This is a genomic window from Calothrix sp. CBUCES-K 9914 (genome assembly GCF_059640475.1).
In genome coordinates, this window is the sequence record NZ_JBXXZH010000203.1 from 1 (window position 1) to 17,387 (window position 17,387).

Annotated in this window: 19 protein-coding genes; 2 read left to right on the plus strand and 17 right to left on the minus strand. The window is 40.0% G+C overall.

The features are described from left to right. Positions 1–48 precede the first annotated feature (48 nt). The 3 genes from AC2JBO_RS32680 to AC2JBO_RS32690 form a co-directional block, all read right to left on the minus strand. Positions 49–444, minus strand: coding sequence for a DUF309 domain-containing protein (locus AC2JBO_RS32680; protein ID WP_496957798.1), 396 nt, complete (start codon positions 442–444; stop codon positions 49–51). Further along, positions 441–815, minus strand: a complete 375-nt coding sequence (locus tag AC2JBO_RS32685) for a ferredoxin thioredoxin reductase catalytic beta subunit (protein ID WP_496957799.1) — start codon at positions 813–815, stop codon at positions 441–443. The genes AC2JBO_RS32680 and AC2JBO_RS32685 overlap by 4 nt, the downstream gene beginning before the upstream one ends. Before the next feature lie 250 nt (positions 816–1,065). Then, positions 1,066–2,217, minus strand: a complete 1,152-nt coding sequence (locus AC2JBO_RS32690) for a DUF58 domain-containing protein (protein ID WP_496957800.1) — start codon at positions 2,215–2,217, stop codon at positions 1,066–1,068. Between the two features lie 472 nt (positions 2,218–2,689). Between AC2JBO_RS32690 and AC2JBO_RS32695 the strand changes: the two genes are divergently transcribed. Further along, positions 2,690–3,880 carry a type IV pilus twitching motility protein PilT gene (locus tag AC2JBO_RS32695; RefSeq protein WP_496957816.1) on the plus strand — a complete coding sequence of 397 codons (1,191 nt, stop codon included), beginning with the start codon at positions 2,690–2,692 and terminating at the stop codon, positions 3,878–3,880. Between the two features lie 309 nt (positions 3,881–4,189). On the opposite strand, the gene AC2JBO_RS32700 is transcribed toward AC2JBO_RS32695, so the two are convergent. The 6 genes from AC2JBO_RS32700 to AC2JBO_RS32725 all read right to left on the minus strand — a co-directional run bounded on the left by AC2JBO_RS32700 (position 4,190) and on the right by AC2JBO_RS32725 (position 8,419). Further along, entirely contained in the window at positions 4,190–4,546 is a 357-nt protein-coding gene (locus tag AC2JBO_RS32700) for a hypothetical protein (protein WP_496957801.1), read from the minus strand. Positions 4,547–4,564: 18 nt separating this feature from the next. Further along, entirely contained in the window at positions 4,565–4,852 is a 288-nt protein-coding gene (locus AC2JBO_RS32705; RefSeq protein ID WP_496957802.1) for a peptidase, read from the minus strand. Positions 4,853–5,323: 471 nt separating this feature from the next. Further along, positions 5,324–5,749 (minus strand): DUF4363 domain-containing protein, encoded by a 426-nt coding sequence (locus AC2JBO_RS32710; RefSeq protein WP_496957803.1) that lies wholly within the window; start codon positions 5,747–5,749, stop codon positions 5,324–5,326. A gap of 250 nt (positions 5,750–5,999) precedes the next feature. Further along, positions 6,000–6,647, minus strand: coding sequence for a hypothetical protein (locus AC2JBO_RS32715; protein ID WP_496957804.1), 648 nt, complete (start codon positions 6,645–6,647; stop codon positions 6,000–6,002). 44 nt (positions 6,648–6,691) lie between these two features. Continuing rightward, a complete protein-coding gene (locus AC2JBO_RS32720) occupies positions 6,692–7,726 on the minus strand; it encodes a glucokinase (RefSeq protein ID WP_496957805.1) in 1,035 nt (344 codons plus the stop codon). Positions 7,727–7,771: 45 nt separating this feature from the next. Continuing rightward, entirely contained in the window at positions 7,772–8,419 is a 648-nt protein-coding gene (locus AC2JBO_RS32725; RefSeq protein WP_496957806.1) for a histidine phosphatase family protein, read from the minus strand. A 564-nt stretch (positions 8,420–8,983) separates the two neighbouring features. Here AC2JBO_RS32725 and AC2JBO_RS32730 point away from each other — a divergent pair. Next, the gene (locus AC2JBO_RS32730) at positions 8,984–9,328 is read left to right on the plus strand and encodes a hypothetical protein (protein ID WP_496957807.1); all 345 of its coding nucleotides are present in this window, start codon (positions 8,984–8,986) and stop codon (positions 9,326–9,328) included. A gap of 55 nt (positions 9,329–9,383) precedes the next feature. On the opposite strand, the gene AC2JBO_RS32735 is transcribed toward AC2JBO_RS32730, so the two are convergent. The 8 genes from AC2JBO_RS32735 to AC2JBO_RS32770 form a co-directional block, all read right to left on the minus strand. Then, the gene (locus AC2JBO_RS32735) at positions 9,384–10,100 is read right to left on the minus strand and encodes an ABC transporter ATP-binding protein (RefSeq protein ID WP_496957808.1); all 717 of its coding nucleotides are present in this window, start codon (positions 10,098–10,100) and stop codon (positions 9,384–9,386) included. A 52-nt stretch (positions 10,101–10,152) separates the two neighbouring features. Then, positions 10,153–10,920 (minus strand): ABC transporter ATP-binding protein, encoded by a 768-nt coding sequence (locus tag AC2JBO_RS32740; protein WP_496957809.1) that lies wholly within the window; start codon positions 10,918–10,920, stop codon positions 10,153–10,155. Next, positions 10,917–11,861 carry a branched-chain amino acid ABC transporter permease gene (locus AC2JBO_RS32745; RefSeq protein WP_496957810.1) on the minus strand — a complete coding sequence of 315 codons (945 nt, stop codon included), beginning with the start codon at positions 11,859–11,861 and terminating at the stop codon, positions 10,917–10,919. The genes AC2JBO_RS32740 and AC2JBO_RS32745 overlap by 4 nt, the downstream gene beginning before the upstream one ends. Positions 11,862–11,877: 16 nt before the next feature. Next, positions 11,878–12,825 carry a branched-chain amino acid ABC transporter permease gene (locus AC2JBO_RS32750; protein ID WP_496957811.1) on the minus strand — a complete coding sequence of 316 codons (948 nt, stop codon included), beginning with the start codon at positions 12,823–12,825 and terminating at the stop codon, positions 11,878–11,880. Positions 12,826–12,842: 17 nt separating this feature from the next. Continuing rightward, complete coding sequence (locus AC2JBO_RS32755; protein WP_496957812.1) at positions 12,843–14,045, minus strand: ABC transporter substrate-binding protein; 1,203 nt, start codon at positions 14,043–14,045, stop codon at positions 12,843–12,845. A gap of 205 nt (positions 14,046–14,250) precedes the next feature. After that, entirely contained in the window at positions 14,251–14,856 is a 606-nt protein-coding gene (locus tag AC2JBO_RS32760; protein ID WP_496957813.1) for a glutathione S-transferase N-terminal domain-containing protein, read from the minus strand. A gap of 84 nt (positions 14,857–14,940) precedes the next feature. Next, a complete protein-coding gene (locus AC2JBO_RS32765) occupies positions 14,941–16,308 on the minus strand; it encodes a pentapeptide repeat-containing protein (RefSeq protein WP_496957814.1) in 1,368 nt (455 codons plus the stop codon). A gap of 276 nt (positions 16,309–16,584) precedes the next feature. Further along, positions 16,585–17,387: pentapeptide repeat-containing protein (locus AC2JBO_RS32770; protein WP_496957815.1), on the minus strand; the 803-nt coding region annotated here is incomplete at its 5' end.

The following is a 17,387-nucleotide window of genomic DNA, read 5'->3' on the forward strand; positions in this document are numbered from 1 at the left end:
CAGCACTCAGCACTCAGCACTCAGCACTCAGCACTCAGCACTCAGCACTCAGCACTCAGCACTTTTTACTATTTTAGGTATAGGAAATCTATCATCTTCGCCTAATTTGAGATTAGTTATCATTTCTGGTTGAGTTTGTTGGAGTATTTTTAATAGAGCAATGCTGCTATCTAAAAATTCATCAACATCAACACCACCAAAAACTGATGGGTAACGTCGTAAGCGGTTAGTACCTTCTCCAATTAGAATAGTGGCGCCACGTAAGTTACTGTTACCGAGATGGTACAAAGCAACGGCAACTTGTAGTATACCTTGGTAAAAAGTTTTTTCAGGCTCAATAGCTTCTATCCATAAAGCCTCTAAAGTATCGTGACAGGCGTAGAACTGTCCAGTGTTAAACTGTTCTACACCTTGCCAAAAAGATAAAGGCAGTTCTTCATTCACACCATGCTTTCCCGCACTTCTTTGATGGTTTCGAGCGAGATATCTTGTTTATCACCTGCAAACTCGTTATCTGGGGTAAGAAATAACATACAGTGACATTCTTTGCGTTCGCGCATTGGTACACATGGACAGTTCCAAAAAGTTGCTGCAACTTCGGCTTCTTTGTCTTCGTAGTGCCGACAAGGACACAAAGGGGCGCCTAATTCGTCTTTGTGTTTAGCAAGTCCTTCGATTACAACAGCAGTAACCGAAGGTTCGGAGCAGAAGTAAGTCCCTGTGCGCTTGGCATATTGCTCCGAAAAGTGGCGCATTGCTTCAAGATTCTTATCGCTGGACTTTGAGTTAACTTCTGATGCGTCTGATGCAATCATAGGACTAATGTGTTTCAGAGTTGTATTTGAGTATATGCTGCATTGTACCGCAGCTTACAACTTATTTTCTTGGGTGATGTTCCCCCTTATTCGTAATAAGGACTTTAGTCCTTAATATTAAGAATATTAGGCTAAGACCTAAAGCTCTGTTACAAGGCGCCAACAAATAATACAGTCAGAGGGGTTAAAATTGGCGCCACTCGATAATCTAGATGTTGTTAAGATAAGCACTGAAGTCCTTACAACGAGTTTACCCTATTCCTTTTTGTAATTGAAGTTGTAGGTGTTCATCGTGGTTTAAAATAATACCAGGTGTGTTTTGATTGATTATTTCTCGCGCGTTAGTTGATAAGGGTTGCCATAACAAGCAACGGCTGCTATTTGGTATTGAAGATAATGTGGTAGGGTTTTGTGTTAGCCAAATTAATGGTTGTTTTGGTAGTTCATTTGTTGATTGGTTTTGTAGTGGTGTCGTTGCTGCGAGTGTTTCAAGTACCAAATATTCGCCTTTTACTAAACCTGTATACTCTGTCCACAGTTTTACGTTCATTTGTTGGCGTTGTGCGTAAAAATACAATGAGGCTGCGGCAATTACTGCTTGTTCAAAATTTTCTTCATCCCAAGAGCCTCCGTCTAAAGCGATAATAATGTCTTTTCCACCAGTAATTGTCTCAAACTCGCGTACCCTAAGTTCGCCATAACGGGCACTTGTACGCCAATGTACTAATCTGATTGGGTCGCCAATATGGTAAGGACGTAATGAACGTACAAGTCCTTCTGATGCTGCTGAAGTCGGGTTGCCTTGTGGGTTGCCCTGCAGAGTTTGGTCTAAACCAATTTTATCAATTAACGGACAACTTTTAAGCTGTAAAACTTGCGGGTAAACAATTGCTGTGGCTGGACAGTTACGCTCACGTCTACTCCAAAATAATCCAAACGGCGCCCCACTCCTTAGTTCAACTGTATGCCAGCGATATAAGCCTCGACGTTCGGTAGGATAATAGTACTCTAATGAATAACTACCTTTGGCAGGGATTGTCTGGATGGTATGTTGATTTTGAGATGATTTAGTTTTGAGTATTAAAGGTAATATGTCCTTTATTCTCAGCAAACTTACTTTTTGAGATGATTGATTGGTAATTTCAAACTCCACCATCAAATCATCACCCGCTGTAACTGGTTGAATTGAACGGCGCCTTACAGATAATCCTTTGATTGAACTAGCTGGTAAAACAGCGGCAATAAACAATAGCGCACAACTGACACCGCTAATAACATATAACCAGCCAGCCATTGTATTTATAGCAGCGCCAAAAAAGCAAATTGTAATTCCACTCAGCACCCAACCGCTATAAGCAGGGGCACAAACACGAGTTTCAAAATAATTAATAATACTCTTCATAAATATATTCCTTATATGTGTAGTAAAAATTACACTATTTTTGAGTTTGCTATCAATTAGCAGCATAGTATCCATTCAAGATTAACCTACCATCACAGCTAGTTCACACTAATCATGGTGTTTGATGAAATGACTGTAAAGATGCGTTTAAAGCCGTAGATATTAACTGAAATCGGTGTACATTAGCAGTAACATTCTTGCGTAAGTACACGGTCAAGCTAGAGACAGTTAATATTCTGTTATCAGTAATGATACGGGGTAAAAATTTAGCTTACGCTTGTTAAATTACACAGTTACAACTTGCAATCGGCGAAAGGATGCAGTCATGGACGAATCTATAACGTCCCCGTTACAAACTCCCAAACTAGAGCATCTACCCGCAACTGCCACAACGGGACAATCCTCAACGGAAGAAACCCCAATGGATAACTCGCAATTGGAAATCAACCAACACGCGCGTTTGCAAAAGGCAATGCACTGCTCACCTCCACCACCACCAAATTTACTGCAAGTAAAAGCGGGTACAGCACAAAAAAAATGCGTTACTGTTCAACAAATGGTACGCGATGCTTATGCCCAACAAGCTTCAGACATACATATTCGTGTTGGGGAAATACCGCGATTTCGGAGTCGGGGTCAGATGAATGTTTACACCAAAGGTGAAATAGTCACACCTCAAGCTTTTGAAGCATATTTAACCGAAATTCTTACCCCATCACAGCGACAAAGGTTTACCGAAACCAAAGAACTTGACACAGGAATTTTTTATCCTGGCTTTTTGCGCTGTCGAGTAAATTGTTTTGAAACCCTCACAGGTGGAGCAATGGTACTGCGGTTAATCACCTTAGAAGTACCTTCAATTGACAACCTGCGCTTACCAGCGGTTCTCAAAGATATTATTACAAAAAGACAGGGTTTAATATTAGTTACAGGTCCTACAGGTTCGGGGAAATCGACGACAATCGCGTCAATGATTCGCTTTCTCAATGAAACAGCACAAAAGCATATTGTTACAATTGAAGACCCTATCGAATACGTCCACACTTCACAAAAATGTTTAATTAGCCAGCGTGAAGTTGGGTTACACACTTACGAGTTTCACGACGCGCTACGGTCAGTACTGCGTGAAGACCCGGATGTAATTTTGATTGGGGAAATGCGCGACCGTATAACTGTAGACACAGCTCTAAAAGCAGCGCAAACAGGACATTTAGTTTTAGGGACATTACACACCAAAAACGCGATGGCTGTTATTAACAGGTTGCTAAACATCTACAACCCCGACGAACAAGCAGCGATGCGCGTACAAATTGTAGATTCCTTAGTTGCCGTTATTGCCCAGCAGTTGATTGCTACCACCGATGCTAGAAGAGTTGCCGCCATGGAAATATTGCTTAACACTCCTACCATGCAAGATTTCTTGATTAAAGGTGAGGATACTCAAGCTTACCAACTCATGGAAGACAGCACTTCGGAGGGAATGCAAGTAATGAACCATGCGCTGTGTGAGTTAATGTTAACTGGACAAATTCGCGTTGAAGATGCAGTTAACGCTTCTCCAGATGTTGGTGACTTACGGCGCCGTGCCCGAAACGACGGGTATAATCCATCACACTCAACACGACGTGAGAAGCAAGAAGTTTACAATTTCACCCCCCGTTAAAATCCAAATAAAAATAGCTCTTGTGGAGCGGGCATCCCTGCCCGCCCTATATTGTATTTACAACACCCGCGCTTGGGTGAGACTATACGAACAAAGCCTACCGGGAGCAGGCTAAAAACGTCTATTTTTGATTTTATTGAGAAAAATATTTGTTAAATAAACAATAGTCAAAACAACATGATTTGGTACTACTGGTTATCATCAACAGGTAGTACTGCGAATGATTATCGTTGAAGCGGCGCCTGAATGGTACTACTGGTTAACCTAAACCAGTAGTACCGTCCTCATGATGTAAAAAATTGAAAGTTTCTAGGCAGGCTTTACTGATTGACAGTAATTTCTAATACCAATCTTGAGTATATATAGAGTAACTGGAACAGCTAGAGAGACTGGTGGAGGTAAAAATCCTGCTACCAAATTTAGTAAACCCAAAAAATCTTCTGTTGGCTGACTACATACGGTTTCACGACATTTTATTGCCCACTCTTCCAAATCAACCGCTCGAAATGAAGTTTCGCCATCTTGTTTAGATAACTCCTCAAACGCAGCTTCGAGATTACCGTTATATTTCTCAATTGTATCGAGTGCTGTTCTGGCGCCTGCATCTGGATAATTAGATAACTGCGCGCGATATTGCTGAAGTTCTTCTTTTGAAATAGATGCCATGTCTTAATTTTTACTCAACTAGCTTTCTGTACGTTTATTATTTTTACTACGAAATACACCCGACATGCTCAAACCTGTTACTAGTAAGCCAATCAATCCTAGTCCATTTAAGATTGGGTAAATAGCCTGAAGGTGAAAGATTTCGCCTGTATGAATTTGTAATAGCACTCTTGATGGAATGCCAGTGTTGATGAAAGTCCACTCGCCTATAACTGTCACTAACATTCCTGTTAGCACTGTAAGTAGTACTGGTAATGAAATAATCAGTGCTATAGTACGATGGTATTTACGAAATGCACGATTCATAATCTTATAAGTTTTTCATTAAAAATATTAATCCCCCCTTAAAAAGCCTACGGTGTACACACAAGTCTAAAAAAGGGGGCTTCGGAGGTAGGGCGAGGAAGAGGAATATGAACCAAATTTGCTTATTATTGGATGCAAATTCATGCAAGAATAGTTCCTCAATTTCCCCACTTCTTCCATTTCCAGCCTCCAAAACATCCAATTCTTCCCTGCACCCGATGCCAAAAAGTTGTGTGTACACGGTAGCCTTAAAAAGCAGGGCTGTTTCATTCTTGGAAATAAATCAAATTCAGTTTTAACTTGTTACGAGATTACTCTTAACTTCTGTCTTTATCTTTGTGTCCTTTGTGACCTTTGTGGTTTATTTCTTTGATGAACCACAAAGACACAAAGAACACAAAGGGTAATAGTGGATTATTCTTTTTAGAATGAAACAGCCCTGCCCCTTAAAAAGGGGAGGCTCTAAGATATTTACGGTTTGGAGACGGCACTGATGTCTTTTTCTAGTGACTGGAGTGCTGTAGATAATTTTTCTTTACTTGGTTTGGAATTTTTCAAGGTGTCTTCAATTTGGTCGGCATTTTTTTCAATTGCGTTGTATTTATCGCGCGATTTAGCTTTGATGCCATCTTCGACTTTTCCCCAAGCATTTTCAAACCCATCAAATTCTTTTTTGGCTGTTGCAAAATCTCCTTTATTCACAGCAGCTTTAGTTTTGCTTACTACACTTAGTAAAGCTCCATTGTCTCCTTTAGAACCAGTGGAAGTTGATTCCACTTTTGAAGCTGGATTTGCAGTCGGTGCTGTTTGCGTACCTGCTTGTTCTGCATTGTTACAACCAACTAGTAGTATTGCACTCAGACTGAATACGGCAAATGCCTTTGATAAATGAATCATATGCTTTGTAAAGATAGGAATTGGCTGTAAGATTCCCAGATTCCCGACTTCTTAAAGAAGTCAGGAATATGAAGGCGAAAGCAAGAAAAAATGTATTCTTTGTTGCAGTAGAGCGATTATAGCGATTTTAAAATTCATTCAAATAGCATTTTCATGCTTTATTGCATTCTTAATGTTTTCTTAATGTTTGGAACCCGGTTGCTATGTAAACCGGGTTTTGCGCGGCAAGAAACTCCTAGAAGCAAAAATATTATTTCTTCAAAACGACGTTGAACGAATTTAAATACCCAGCAATACTTTGAGTTAAAAACTTTTGCTGTCTTTTGGTAGTGATTACCATTACCTGATATAGGCGCCCTTCTGCAAAGTACAAACGGTTTCTGGTAATTTTACCACCAACGTTGATGTATTCGATTTCTCGTCCAGGGTGTCCGTTGGAACTGCGGATGCTTTTTTCGGTTAAAAGATTACTTTTGGTTGTCTTTAATGCCATTTCTTGGGCATTTTTAAGTACTTCTTCAGGGTCTGCCATTTGTCCGTAGCTGTCGGGGAAGTCGTTGAATGCGACTACATAAGCTACTTCCTGTCTGGGAGGTTGAGCAATAAAGACCTGTAGGTTAATTTCTCCCATAAATGTTCTCTGGGTCTGGGATGTTACTTTTGGCTGACCCGGCATTAAAACACTAAAACGTCCATCAGAGGGAGTAAACACCCTCCATCGGAATTTTTCTACTTCCGATGGATCGGGTTTTGGTGTTGATGCTTGACGTGGAGAACGCGCTTCTACGGTTGTTTCTACGGTTGTAGCGAGCGAAAAAATTGAAGCTGCTATCAAAAATGGTAGAAAACCCAGAATATTATTTTTGATTTTGAGTTGGGTAAAAGGTGTTAATGTCATAGATTTGGCTATTGTGATGTTAATATCACGTACATGCCAATCTGTTATAACTCAGCGTGTAACCGTTCGGCACGAATAGCGGCGCCGATTAGCCCAACTTGTTGATTGAGAATGATGTGTACAGGTATGTCTTCTAAGATGCTTCGCATTCGTCCCTTTTGGGTGAAGTGTAATAGGAAGTCATTACGTTCAATTAGTGGAAGAATTTTAGGAGCAATACCACCTGCAATATATAGTCCTCCATATGGTAAAAGTTTCAACGCCAAGTTTCCAGCTTCGGCGCCGTAAGCTTCGACAAACAACTGGATGGTTTGTTCGCTGAGACTGTCGCTTAGAGCTAGTGCAGCATTACCAATAACAGCACCTGGGTCTACGGTTTTTTCCGCTACACCAGCGAGTTGTTCCCAGGAGCGAACAACGTGGGCAATATCAGGAGATTCAGTAGCGACTTTTCTGTCTCTCAAAAATTGATAAATCGATACAATACCCAAACCAGATACTACCCGTTCAACAGAAACCCGCTGAATATCATGCTTATCGAGTAGATATTTTAATAATTGAAACTCTAATTCTGTCCGTGGTGCAAAGTCCGCATGTCCTCCTTCGGAAGGATAGACATAGTAATCTTGTCCCTGCTTAATTAAAAATCCTTGCCCTAAACCTGTACCGGCGCCAATAATTGCAATTGGAGCGGACGATCGTGGTTGTCCAGTTTGTAACGTATGTAAATCTTGGTTTTCTAACCCCAAAATTCCGTAACCGATAGCTTCAAAATCATTAATTAGAGCTACGTGAGGTATGTTGAGTTCTTCACTAAGACGCTCAGAATCAAGATACCACGCTAAGTTAGTCAATTTAGCTGTATTGCCAACCACAGGCCCAGCTATACCAAAACATGCTTTTTGCGGGTGTCCCGAAGCGTCAGTTAAAAACTGCTTGACCATTGGCACTAAATCAGTATAATCACCACTACGATAGCTATTTTCGTGTATTGTTCGTAATGATGCTTTCTGGGACGCATCGACCAATCGTAAAATTGTCTTCGTTCCACCAATATCACCTGCTAGTAATAAAGTCATCCAAAAACCTCCTCGCTCAAGTGTGTGACCATTAGCGATACATCACTAATTAAATCGAACCATTTCTTCGACCTCAGTCAAGTGCGACGTGTCTCCTTTTAGTTCAATCCACCATTCAGGGTGCTGACGTACTAGTTTAAATAAACTACACAATCTAACTTTTTCTGCTTGGTAAAGCATTTCTCCTGCAAGTCCTAACACAGCACCATTTACTGATGCACCGTGTCCAACTAAAAGTATATTTTCAGGGGAGTATTCTGTAACCAAGCATCTGGCAGTTTGTCCAGCGCGCGCGCGACATTGGGCGTGTTTTTCTGGATACCTGGCAGCGATAAGTGGTGTGTAGCTGATATCAATACGGGGATAAAATTTGACCAATTCGCGAATTGGGTGAAGTTGTGGTTCTTCATCCATCCAATCAGGATTTAGCCATTCACTCAAGCCTGTTTCTAACTTTATTGGTAAATTGAGTACATCCGCAATTGTATGTGCAGTTTGCACGGTTCGCAAAAACGGTGATACAAAAATATGATGAATTTTTTCGCCTTTGAGACGATTTGCAAGCTGTTGTGCTTGAATAAAACCATCTTCTGACAAGGGTGGGTCATAACGACGTTCAGCAGTAAGAAACCAGTCGGGGTTTACAAAGTCGAGACGGTTAGCGTGTCTAGCAATCCAAATAATCTGAGACATTCACTCTATTTCCAGCAAGTGCGAGGATAAACGCAAGGTGGGAAATAACTATAATGACATGTTTCGTAATGTTAAGCATTTAAAGACTTTGATAAATTTTATGCTGCTGTACAATCTTCAGTGTATCCCCGTAGCATAGGCGTCTTGCCTGTGCAGTGACATACATTTTTTTTACCAAAGAGACGCAGAGAAGAGAGTTTAGAGAGTTCTTGCGTTTGGTTTAACAACAGCGATCCATCAACTAAAAAAGAGTAATAGCGTCGAAGTGCAATATAGGTAATCGCAACGCTTGCGGTAATCATATCTACTCCTACTTGAAATTTGAGTAAGAGCGAAGAATGGTGACTACTCGACATGATCAAAACGTAAGCACTGCCAGTCCTACTTTTTTAGTAAAGGTATTTTTGTTACAAGGCACCTAACACTGCATAAGTAGTCAAGTCTCAGAAATATGTAGCTACAGAAGCAAAAGCGAGCATTTTCGCAGTATAAGTCAATTTTTCGACTTGAAACAAATGTTTCGATTGCTTCTTGAATTTTAAACCTTAACCAAAAATCAAAGCTATGAAACGTATTATTGCTAGTTCATTATTAGTTGTATCATCTATTTTAGGAATTTCTCAGACTGCTTCTGCCGAACGTTTGGTAACAGCAGCGGTTGCCGAATCGACAGGAATAGTTTACCAAGTAGATTTAGATAACCGCTCTGAGTATTATACAGAAGCAGGATGGAGACATGTTAATTTTTGGCTTTCCACTCAGGGAGATATCAAAAAACATCCTGCAACTGCTTCATGTGCCCCGTATCAAGTAAAAGCTGACTACTATGGATTTGATTGGCTATCTAGTGGCGGATATCCTGAAGGAACGGTAGCTGGAAATATTGCACGGGTTGCTTGTAATAATTAAGCATAATGAACGGACGGACAGACGGTTAGCTATCCTACATGATTTGGGATTTAAGCTAACCTAAATAAGCTTTCATTACACGTTCATCTGTAATTAATTCTGATGCGGCGCCTGTTAATGTTATACAACCTGCTTCTAGTACATATCCTCTATCTGCTATTTGTAGGGCTAAGTTGGCGTTTTGTTCTACTAGTAATATAGTTACACCTGTGTTACGTAGATTTTGAATAATTGTAAATATTTCTTTGACTATTGCTGGCGCCAATCCTAAGCTCGGTTCGTCGAGTAGTAATAGTTTTGGTCTACTCATTAATGCGCGGGCAATAGCTAACATTTGCTGTTCTCCTCCGCTTAGGGTTCCTGCTAGCTGGTTGCGACGTTCGGCTAGTCGAGGAAATAGTTCAAATTGATGTTTAATGTCGGCTTGGATAGTGGATTTATTATTTTGGATAAAGGCGCCTAATAATAGGTTATCGTATACTGTTTGTTTTGCTAGGACTCGTCTTCCTTCGGGTGAGTGTGCTATTCCTAATTTTACTATTTCGTGGGGGGGGCGTTTTATTATGTTTCGTCCGTTGTATAGTATTTCACCGCTTTTTATGTTGATGATTTTGGATATGGCTCGCAGAGTGGTTGTTTTTCCTGCTCCGTTGGCGCCTATTAGGGTAACTACTTCTCCGGTGTTGATGTATAAGTTGATGTTTTTTAGCGCTTGGATGCCGGAGTAGTTTATACAGAGGTCTTTTGTTTCTAAGATTGTTATGTTATTCATATATTATTTAACGAACCGCAAAGGACGCAAAGTACGCAAAGGAAAGAAAGAGTTATTCGTTTCCTAGGTAGGCTTCGATAACTGCTGGGTTGTTTCTTACTATGTCGGGTTTGTCTAGTGCTATTAGTTGTCCGAAGTTTAGTACTGCTATGCGTGAACATAGTCCCATGACTAGGGGGACGTGGTGTTCGATTAGGATTATGGTTAGGTTGAATGTGTTACGTATTTGCTTGATGAAGTCGCTTAGTTGTTGTTTTTCGTTGGGGTTCATTCCTGCTGCTGGTTCGTCAAGTAGTAGAATGGAGGGTTGTAGAGCTAGTGCGCGCGCTATTTCTAAACGTCGTTGGTCTCCATATGGAAAGTTTTTCGCACTTTCATACGCGCGCTGATCTAAACCAACTAGTTCGAGTAATTCTAAAGCTTTTTGCTTACTTTGTATTTCTTCCTTCGGTGCTGGTGGTATGCCAAACACACCTGTAAATATTCCACTCTTAGTATGTAAATGTCTACCAATAATCACATTCTCCAAAGCAGAAAGCTCACCAAACAAACGGATGTTCTGAAAAGTTCGGGCAATACCTAACGAAGCAATCTCATGAGGCTTTTTGTGGGATATTTCTCCCCCCTTATAAACCAACTTACCATCACTAGGAGAAATTAAACCCGTAATCAAATTAAATAAAGTAGTCTTCCCGGCACCATTAGGACCAATCAACCCAAATATCTCACTCCTATTCACCGCAAACGAAACATCATTAACCGCAACCAACCCACCAAAACGTCGTGTCAAAGATTTTGACTCTAAAATAATATCACTCATACTCTTAACTTTGCGTCCTTCGCGTCCTTTGCGGTTCGACCTTTAAAAACCCTCGGAGTCACCAAACCCTGTGGAAAAAATATAGTCCCCACAACAATTAACACCCCAAAAATAATCAACCGACCATCCCGTAAAAACTGTGCCAACCAAACAGGCAAACCACCCGTATCAGCCAACCCCCTCAACACCTCCGGTAGAGCAGTAAACACCATTGCACCAACCACCGACCCCAAAAAAGTTCTCGAACCACCAATCAACACAAAAGTCAAATAAATAATACTCGCATCAAAAGTACCCTGACGCGCGTTCCAAGTATTGAGAGAATGAGCGCTAATAGCACCGACAACACCAGCTAATATTGACCCCAAAGTAAAAGCCAATACCTTATAGTAAGTTGGATTAATCCCCATTGACCCCGCCGCCAACTCATCCTCACGAATCGCAATTAGAGCCTTACCTACACGTACACGTTCCAAACGATAAATTAATACCATTGTTATAACCAACAACGGTAAACCCACCCACAAATATTCAATCTGACTAGAAAAAGGTTGAGGAATATTAAAAATACCAACGGCGCCACCTGTAATATCTAAATTAAGCGCCAAAACCCGCAGTACTTCCACAAACGCAATAGTCGCAATAGCTAAATAAATACCTCGTAACCGCAAAGCAGGAATACCCACTGCACACCCCAACAACCCCGACACTACACCAGCAATTACCATTTCTAGCAAAAGCAAATATACAGGAAACCCCCCATCACTTTTAAACACAGTCGTAGATAAAATTGCCGCAATATATCCACCCAGCGCGTAAAAACCAGGACTTGCCAGCGATAACTGTCCTGCCATCAAAGGTAAATATAAGGATAGTCCAAGCAAGGCGCCTAACACCATCGAGACGATCAACGAACCATAAGTATTGAAAAAATCAGCCATTTTTTATAGTTACGAATTAAACTTTTTGGATAAACTTGCGTCCAAGTAAACCTTGTGGTCGCACCAACAGCATGATGAACAAAATACCAAACGCAACAGCATCTTTATATCCAGAAAACTGACCTGGTACAAATGCTTCAATAATACCAATTAAAAATCCTCCCACAACAGCACCCGGTATACTTCCCAAACCTCCTAAAACAATTACCGCTAAACCTCGTAGACCAAAAGCAATTCCAAAATATGGCCCTGCAATACTCACACTCGAAGCAAGTAAACTCCCTGCAACACCAGCCAAAAAACTACTAATAAAAAACGTTAGTATTATAAATTGGTCGGCGTTGATTCCTAGTAAACTTGCTGTAGTTGGGTCTTCAGCAATTGCCTGCATGGCTTTCCCATACTTAGTGCGATTGATAAAGTAAGTTAAAAGCGCTACAATTATCACTGAAACAATAAAGATTACTATTTGGACGGTGCGGATAGGTATAGGGTTATCAACTGTGCCAAAGTTAATCGCAGAGGGTAAGTCACCATAAGTATTAGCAGGAAAATTATAATTTTCGGCACCAACTAAATATTGAATTAAGTTCACAATGACTACACCAACACCCAAGCTAGAAACTACCGTTAATAATGGGTCAGAACCTCTACGTCGTAATGGTAAAAATGCTATTCGTTCGATAGCTACTCCAACGAGTCCAGCCAAAATACTACTTAGTATTACAGCAAACACAAACGGTAAACCAAAAGGTAACGTTGTATTTGACAATACTCCACTAAACCCAAACGCACCTCCCATTAATGCATAAGTAAAATATGCACCCAGCGTAAAAACGGCGCCATGAGATAAATTAATTATTCCCAAGATAGAATAAACAAGCGTATACCCTAATGCAAAAATTGCATAGGTACTACCAATCGATAACCCGTTGAGAAGCTGTTGAAAGAAGATTGTAAGCATTATTTAATCGTGAATAGCTATTTAAGAAACGCAAATTTACCTGTACTGCCATCCTTTTCCATTTTGATTTGCGCTACGTAAAAGTCTTTTTGTACTACTTCACCTACAGGTGTAAATGATATCTCACCTAGTGGGGTGTTATATTTCCCAGTTAATAACTGCTTGTTTAACTCAGTTCGCAGTTGTGGAAGTTGTAATGTGCTAAGTTTTGTCTTTTTATCCAAAGCTTGCAACGCTTCGACATAAACTTGTAATGCTGTAAAAGCTTGAGCGCTAATTTGTGGTGGTTCGGTTTTAAACTGGCTGTTGTATGCTTGACGAAATGCTTTATTAATTTCTCCAGGGTGTTCTGGACTGTAAGCTTGCGCTATCATTACACCATCGCACAAAGCTTTACAAACTTTAAATATATTAGATGTATTAAATCCGTTTCCACCAATAATTAAACCTTTATATCCAAGTTCGCGTAACTGTCGAACTACATTACCTCCATCAGCCGCTAGTCCTGATACAATTATTAAATCCGGTTTGGCGTTAATTCCACTTGTCGCTTGTGCCTGGAAGTCTGTATCAGTAGTCTGAAACTTTTGGACTGTAACTATTTCTAAACCAGAATCTTTAACAACTTTTTGAAAAATTTCTGTCTCTGACTTGTTAAAAGCGTCGTTTTGTGCATAGAAGACAGCGACTCTCTTGATATTTGGGTTTTGCTTCAATGCTGCTTTTAGTGCGTTAGGCGCCACAATTGATATAGGTGCTGAAACGCGCGCCACATAATCACCTATTTCTGGAATACCCTTAGCTGTATTTGATGCTCCAATTACAGGTACTTTCGCACGGTCTGCTGTTGGGTCAGCACTAAATGCTTGCTGTGATAACGTTGGACCAACAATACCTACAACTCTATCTTTATTAATCAACGTTTGAAAGGCATTGATAGCGCCTTGTTCATCTCCACCTGTATCTTGGTATACTAATTTAATCGGTGTACCATTCACACCACCTTTATCATTAAAATATTTTTCCGCTATCTTGACTCCACTTATTCCATCTTGACCGAGTAATGCCACATTACTAGTTTGAGCAAAACCAATACCGATGGGAATGGCGCCACTTGTACCACCAGTGTTGTTGGTATTCTTCGCATTGCCATTACCACAAGCTGCCACAAACAGCGCACAAGTAGCAAATAATACTGTATTAGTTATAACTTTTTTCATGGTCAAATAAAAATATGTCTATTGACTAATTAGGCGCAGTGTACCACAGGTTATGCATTTCGTCTGAAATCATTGCTAACCATGAGAAAACTGCACCATCACAAAGTGCGTCATTTTTATTTGACCATGCTCACCTCAATATCTCCAAGTCTTTTAAACATCAATTTATCAAAAACCTGGCATGATTCGTTCCTGAAAGGGCCTGTTACGATAATATATTCATTCCCTTTTGTACTGCTGGGCGCCCTTGAAGGGTTTCTACCCAGCGCTTGAGGTGAGAATGATTATATAAGGTTAGACCCTGCATCTCATAAATTGCCACCCAAGGGTATGTCGCAATGTCGGCAATTGAATATTCTCCACAAATATACTCATTCTCGCTGAGTTGCTTGTCTAAAACACTATATAGTCTTAGAGTTTCTTTTTCGTAACGTTCGATAGCGTAAGGGATTTTTTCTGGAGCGTATTTTTTAAAATGGTTAAGTTGTCCAAACATTGGCCCAACGCTCCCCATTTGAAACATTAACCATTCAATAACCTGATATTTACCTTTTTGGTCGCTTGGCAACAGTTTTCCTGTTTTCTCTGCTAGGTACATTAAGATGGCACCGGATTCAAATACTGTAATTCCAGTTTCTTGGTCGATGATTGCAGGTATTTTACTATTGGGGTTAATGGCTATATATTCAGGTTTAAATTGGTCATTTTTAGTAATGTCTATTTTGTGAACATTGTAGGGTAGACCAACTTCTTCTAGCATTATTGAGGGTTTTCGTCCGTTAGGAGTAGTAAATGTGTATAAGTCAATCATGAATAAATTACCCTCGATTGTATTACCAAAAGTAGTTTAGCAAGGAACAGGATATTAAGAATTTACATTTAGAAACCCGGTTTCTCAGACCCAGGTTTTAGGTAATGTGAGGTGTTGCGGTAAGGTGGTATTATTGTTACCTTGTGTTAATTCAAGTTGTTGCTGTTTTAGATTTTCGACTCGACTGAGGTCGGCGCCACTGAGGTCGGCATCTTGTAAAATTGTGTTGGTGAGATTGGCACCTACTAGGTTTGCGTGTGTGAGATTTGCGTTATAGAGGTTTGCTTTTGACAAGTTGGCTTCATATAGTACTGCTTCAGTTAAACAAGCTGTACTCAGGGAAGTATTCTGTAAGTTGGCACCGATAAGATTTGCGCTAGTTAAATTTGCTCCTATCAAGTTTGCTCCACAGATGTTACATGCTTCCAGGTTGGCTAATTTTAAATTAGCATCACTTAAGTTGGCGCCTTCTAAAGTAGCTTGATAAAAAACGGCTTCAGTTAAATTAGCGTCGTACAGTGTAGCAAGACGTAAGTTAGCTTGATAAAAAACTGCTTCTTCAAGGTGAGCTTTTGGTAAGAGCGCTGCTTGTAGGTTAGCTTCATAGAACAACGCTTTAGTTAAATTTGCTTCGTATAAAACACACGATTGCATATCAACTCCAGAAAAGTCTACCCCTTCTAAATTTGCCTGCGTTAATATACAGTCACGCAAACAAGAACCTGTAAAGTCAGCACCCCGCAAATTGGCGCCACTCAAGTCAGCACCTGCGATGTTAACATAGCGTAGGTCTAACTTTTGATTTTTCTTTTCTTTACTCACATCACGTCGCGCGATAACAGTCAAAGCGGCTTCGATATCGGTTGGTAATGCAACTAACTCTTTCAAGGATTTTTTATCTGAGCCATCACTCTTCAAAATAGGCGCATTTTCTCGAATAAAAGCTGCTAATGTTTCAATAATAGTCCACTGCTTACTAGGAGAAGAAGAAGCAAGTTGTTCGAGAGTATATATTGCTCCTAACCGCGCTTCTGCTCTATCACTTCCCAGTTGCTCGATAGCTTGATAAAAATCTTCTGGTATTTTCTCATCATCTAGGTTTGTATAGCTGACTTCAATTTGAATATCTTGATTTTCTATCAGCTTTTCTAACATTCGCAGCTTTGTTGATGATATATTACTCTTATTGTTACAATTACTGTAATTTTCTTGTATTTCTTTAACGAGCATTCTTGTGTAATGAACATTATAAGAAATTATTCCTAAACCGAAAATTGACGCAACTGCTGTTATTACCTGGGTTACGTATTCTATTTTTTGTTCTATGATTAAACTTTGACTATCAAGTATTAATAGCAAAATCAAGCTTAATATAAAGATAAATAAACCTGTTATTAGTTGCCAAAATAACTTTACTTTCGCTGCACTGGTAGGAATATTTACAAAAAACATAAGGTAATTTACTTAGATAAAAACAGTTAACAGCTATTCCCCGAAACCGGCTTTATGGGTTTCTTTACGCAAGTCCTAACTATAAACATGTTATAAATTATTTGTGAAAGTTGTATACGTGCAATTACGGAATCAAATATTTTATATTCAAAAGTAAACTAGTTATCTTATTTATATTTGAGGCAACTTGTTTCTTAATAAAAAAAATAATTTGCCCATAGTGTTCTCGCATAATCCAAATGGGTGATTGTTTGGTAGACACCCTGTAAATCAATTTTATTTAGCGATTGCTATTTTTACTTGGTGTGGCTCTAAATTTTTGGCGCCGGTTAAATTAGCTCCATCCCATGTCACATTATCAAAACTGGCACTTTCTAAATTAACTCCCATTAAGTTTGCACCACAGAGGTTAGTTTCGTGAAGTACAGCTTTTTGCAGATTGCTACCCATCAGGTTTGCTCCGCACAAGTCGGTTTCTCGCAAACTAGCACTAGTAAAGTTAGCAAAATAGGCTTCGCTTTGATGCAATTTGGCGGCATTTAGATTTGCTTGTAGCAGGTTGGCGCCGTTAAGGTTCGCACCATACAAATTCACCCCTATCAACCCAGCATTATGTAGATTAGCTTTACCAAGTTTTGCTCCCTGCAAGTTCGCTAGGAATAACTTTGCCCTCGATAAGTTGGCAACTTTCAAGTTCGCAAACTGTAAGTTCGCTTTATACAAGTTCGCACCTGATAAATTGGCGCCGCGTAAAGACGCACGTTCTAGGTTCGCTGCTTGTAAATTGGCACCACATATCCAAGCTCGATTCAAATTTGCTCCGCGCAAGTTGCTGGAGCGCAAGTTGGCTTTATGTAGGTTAGCTTCAAATAAAATCGAACTAGTAAAATTACAGTTATCAAGGTCTGCCAAAGCTAAGTCAGCACCCCGCAAATCAGCATGACACAAATAAGAGCCGCGCAAATCAAGATGCTGTAAATTCGCTTTGCGTAAGTCCGCACGGCGAATATCGGTGTTGCGAAGGTCGAGTTTACAGTTGTTTCGGTCTTTTTGCGAGTTGCGTCTTGCAATTACAGTCA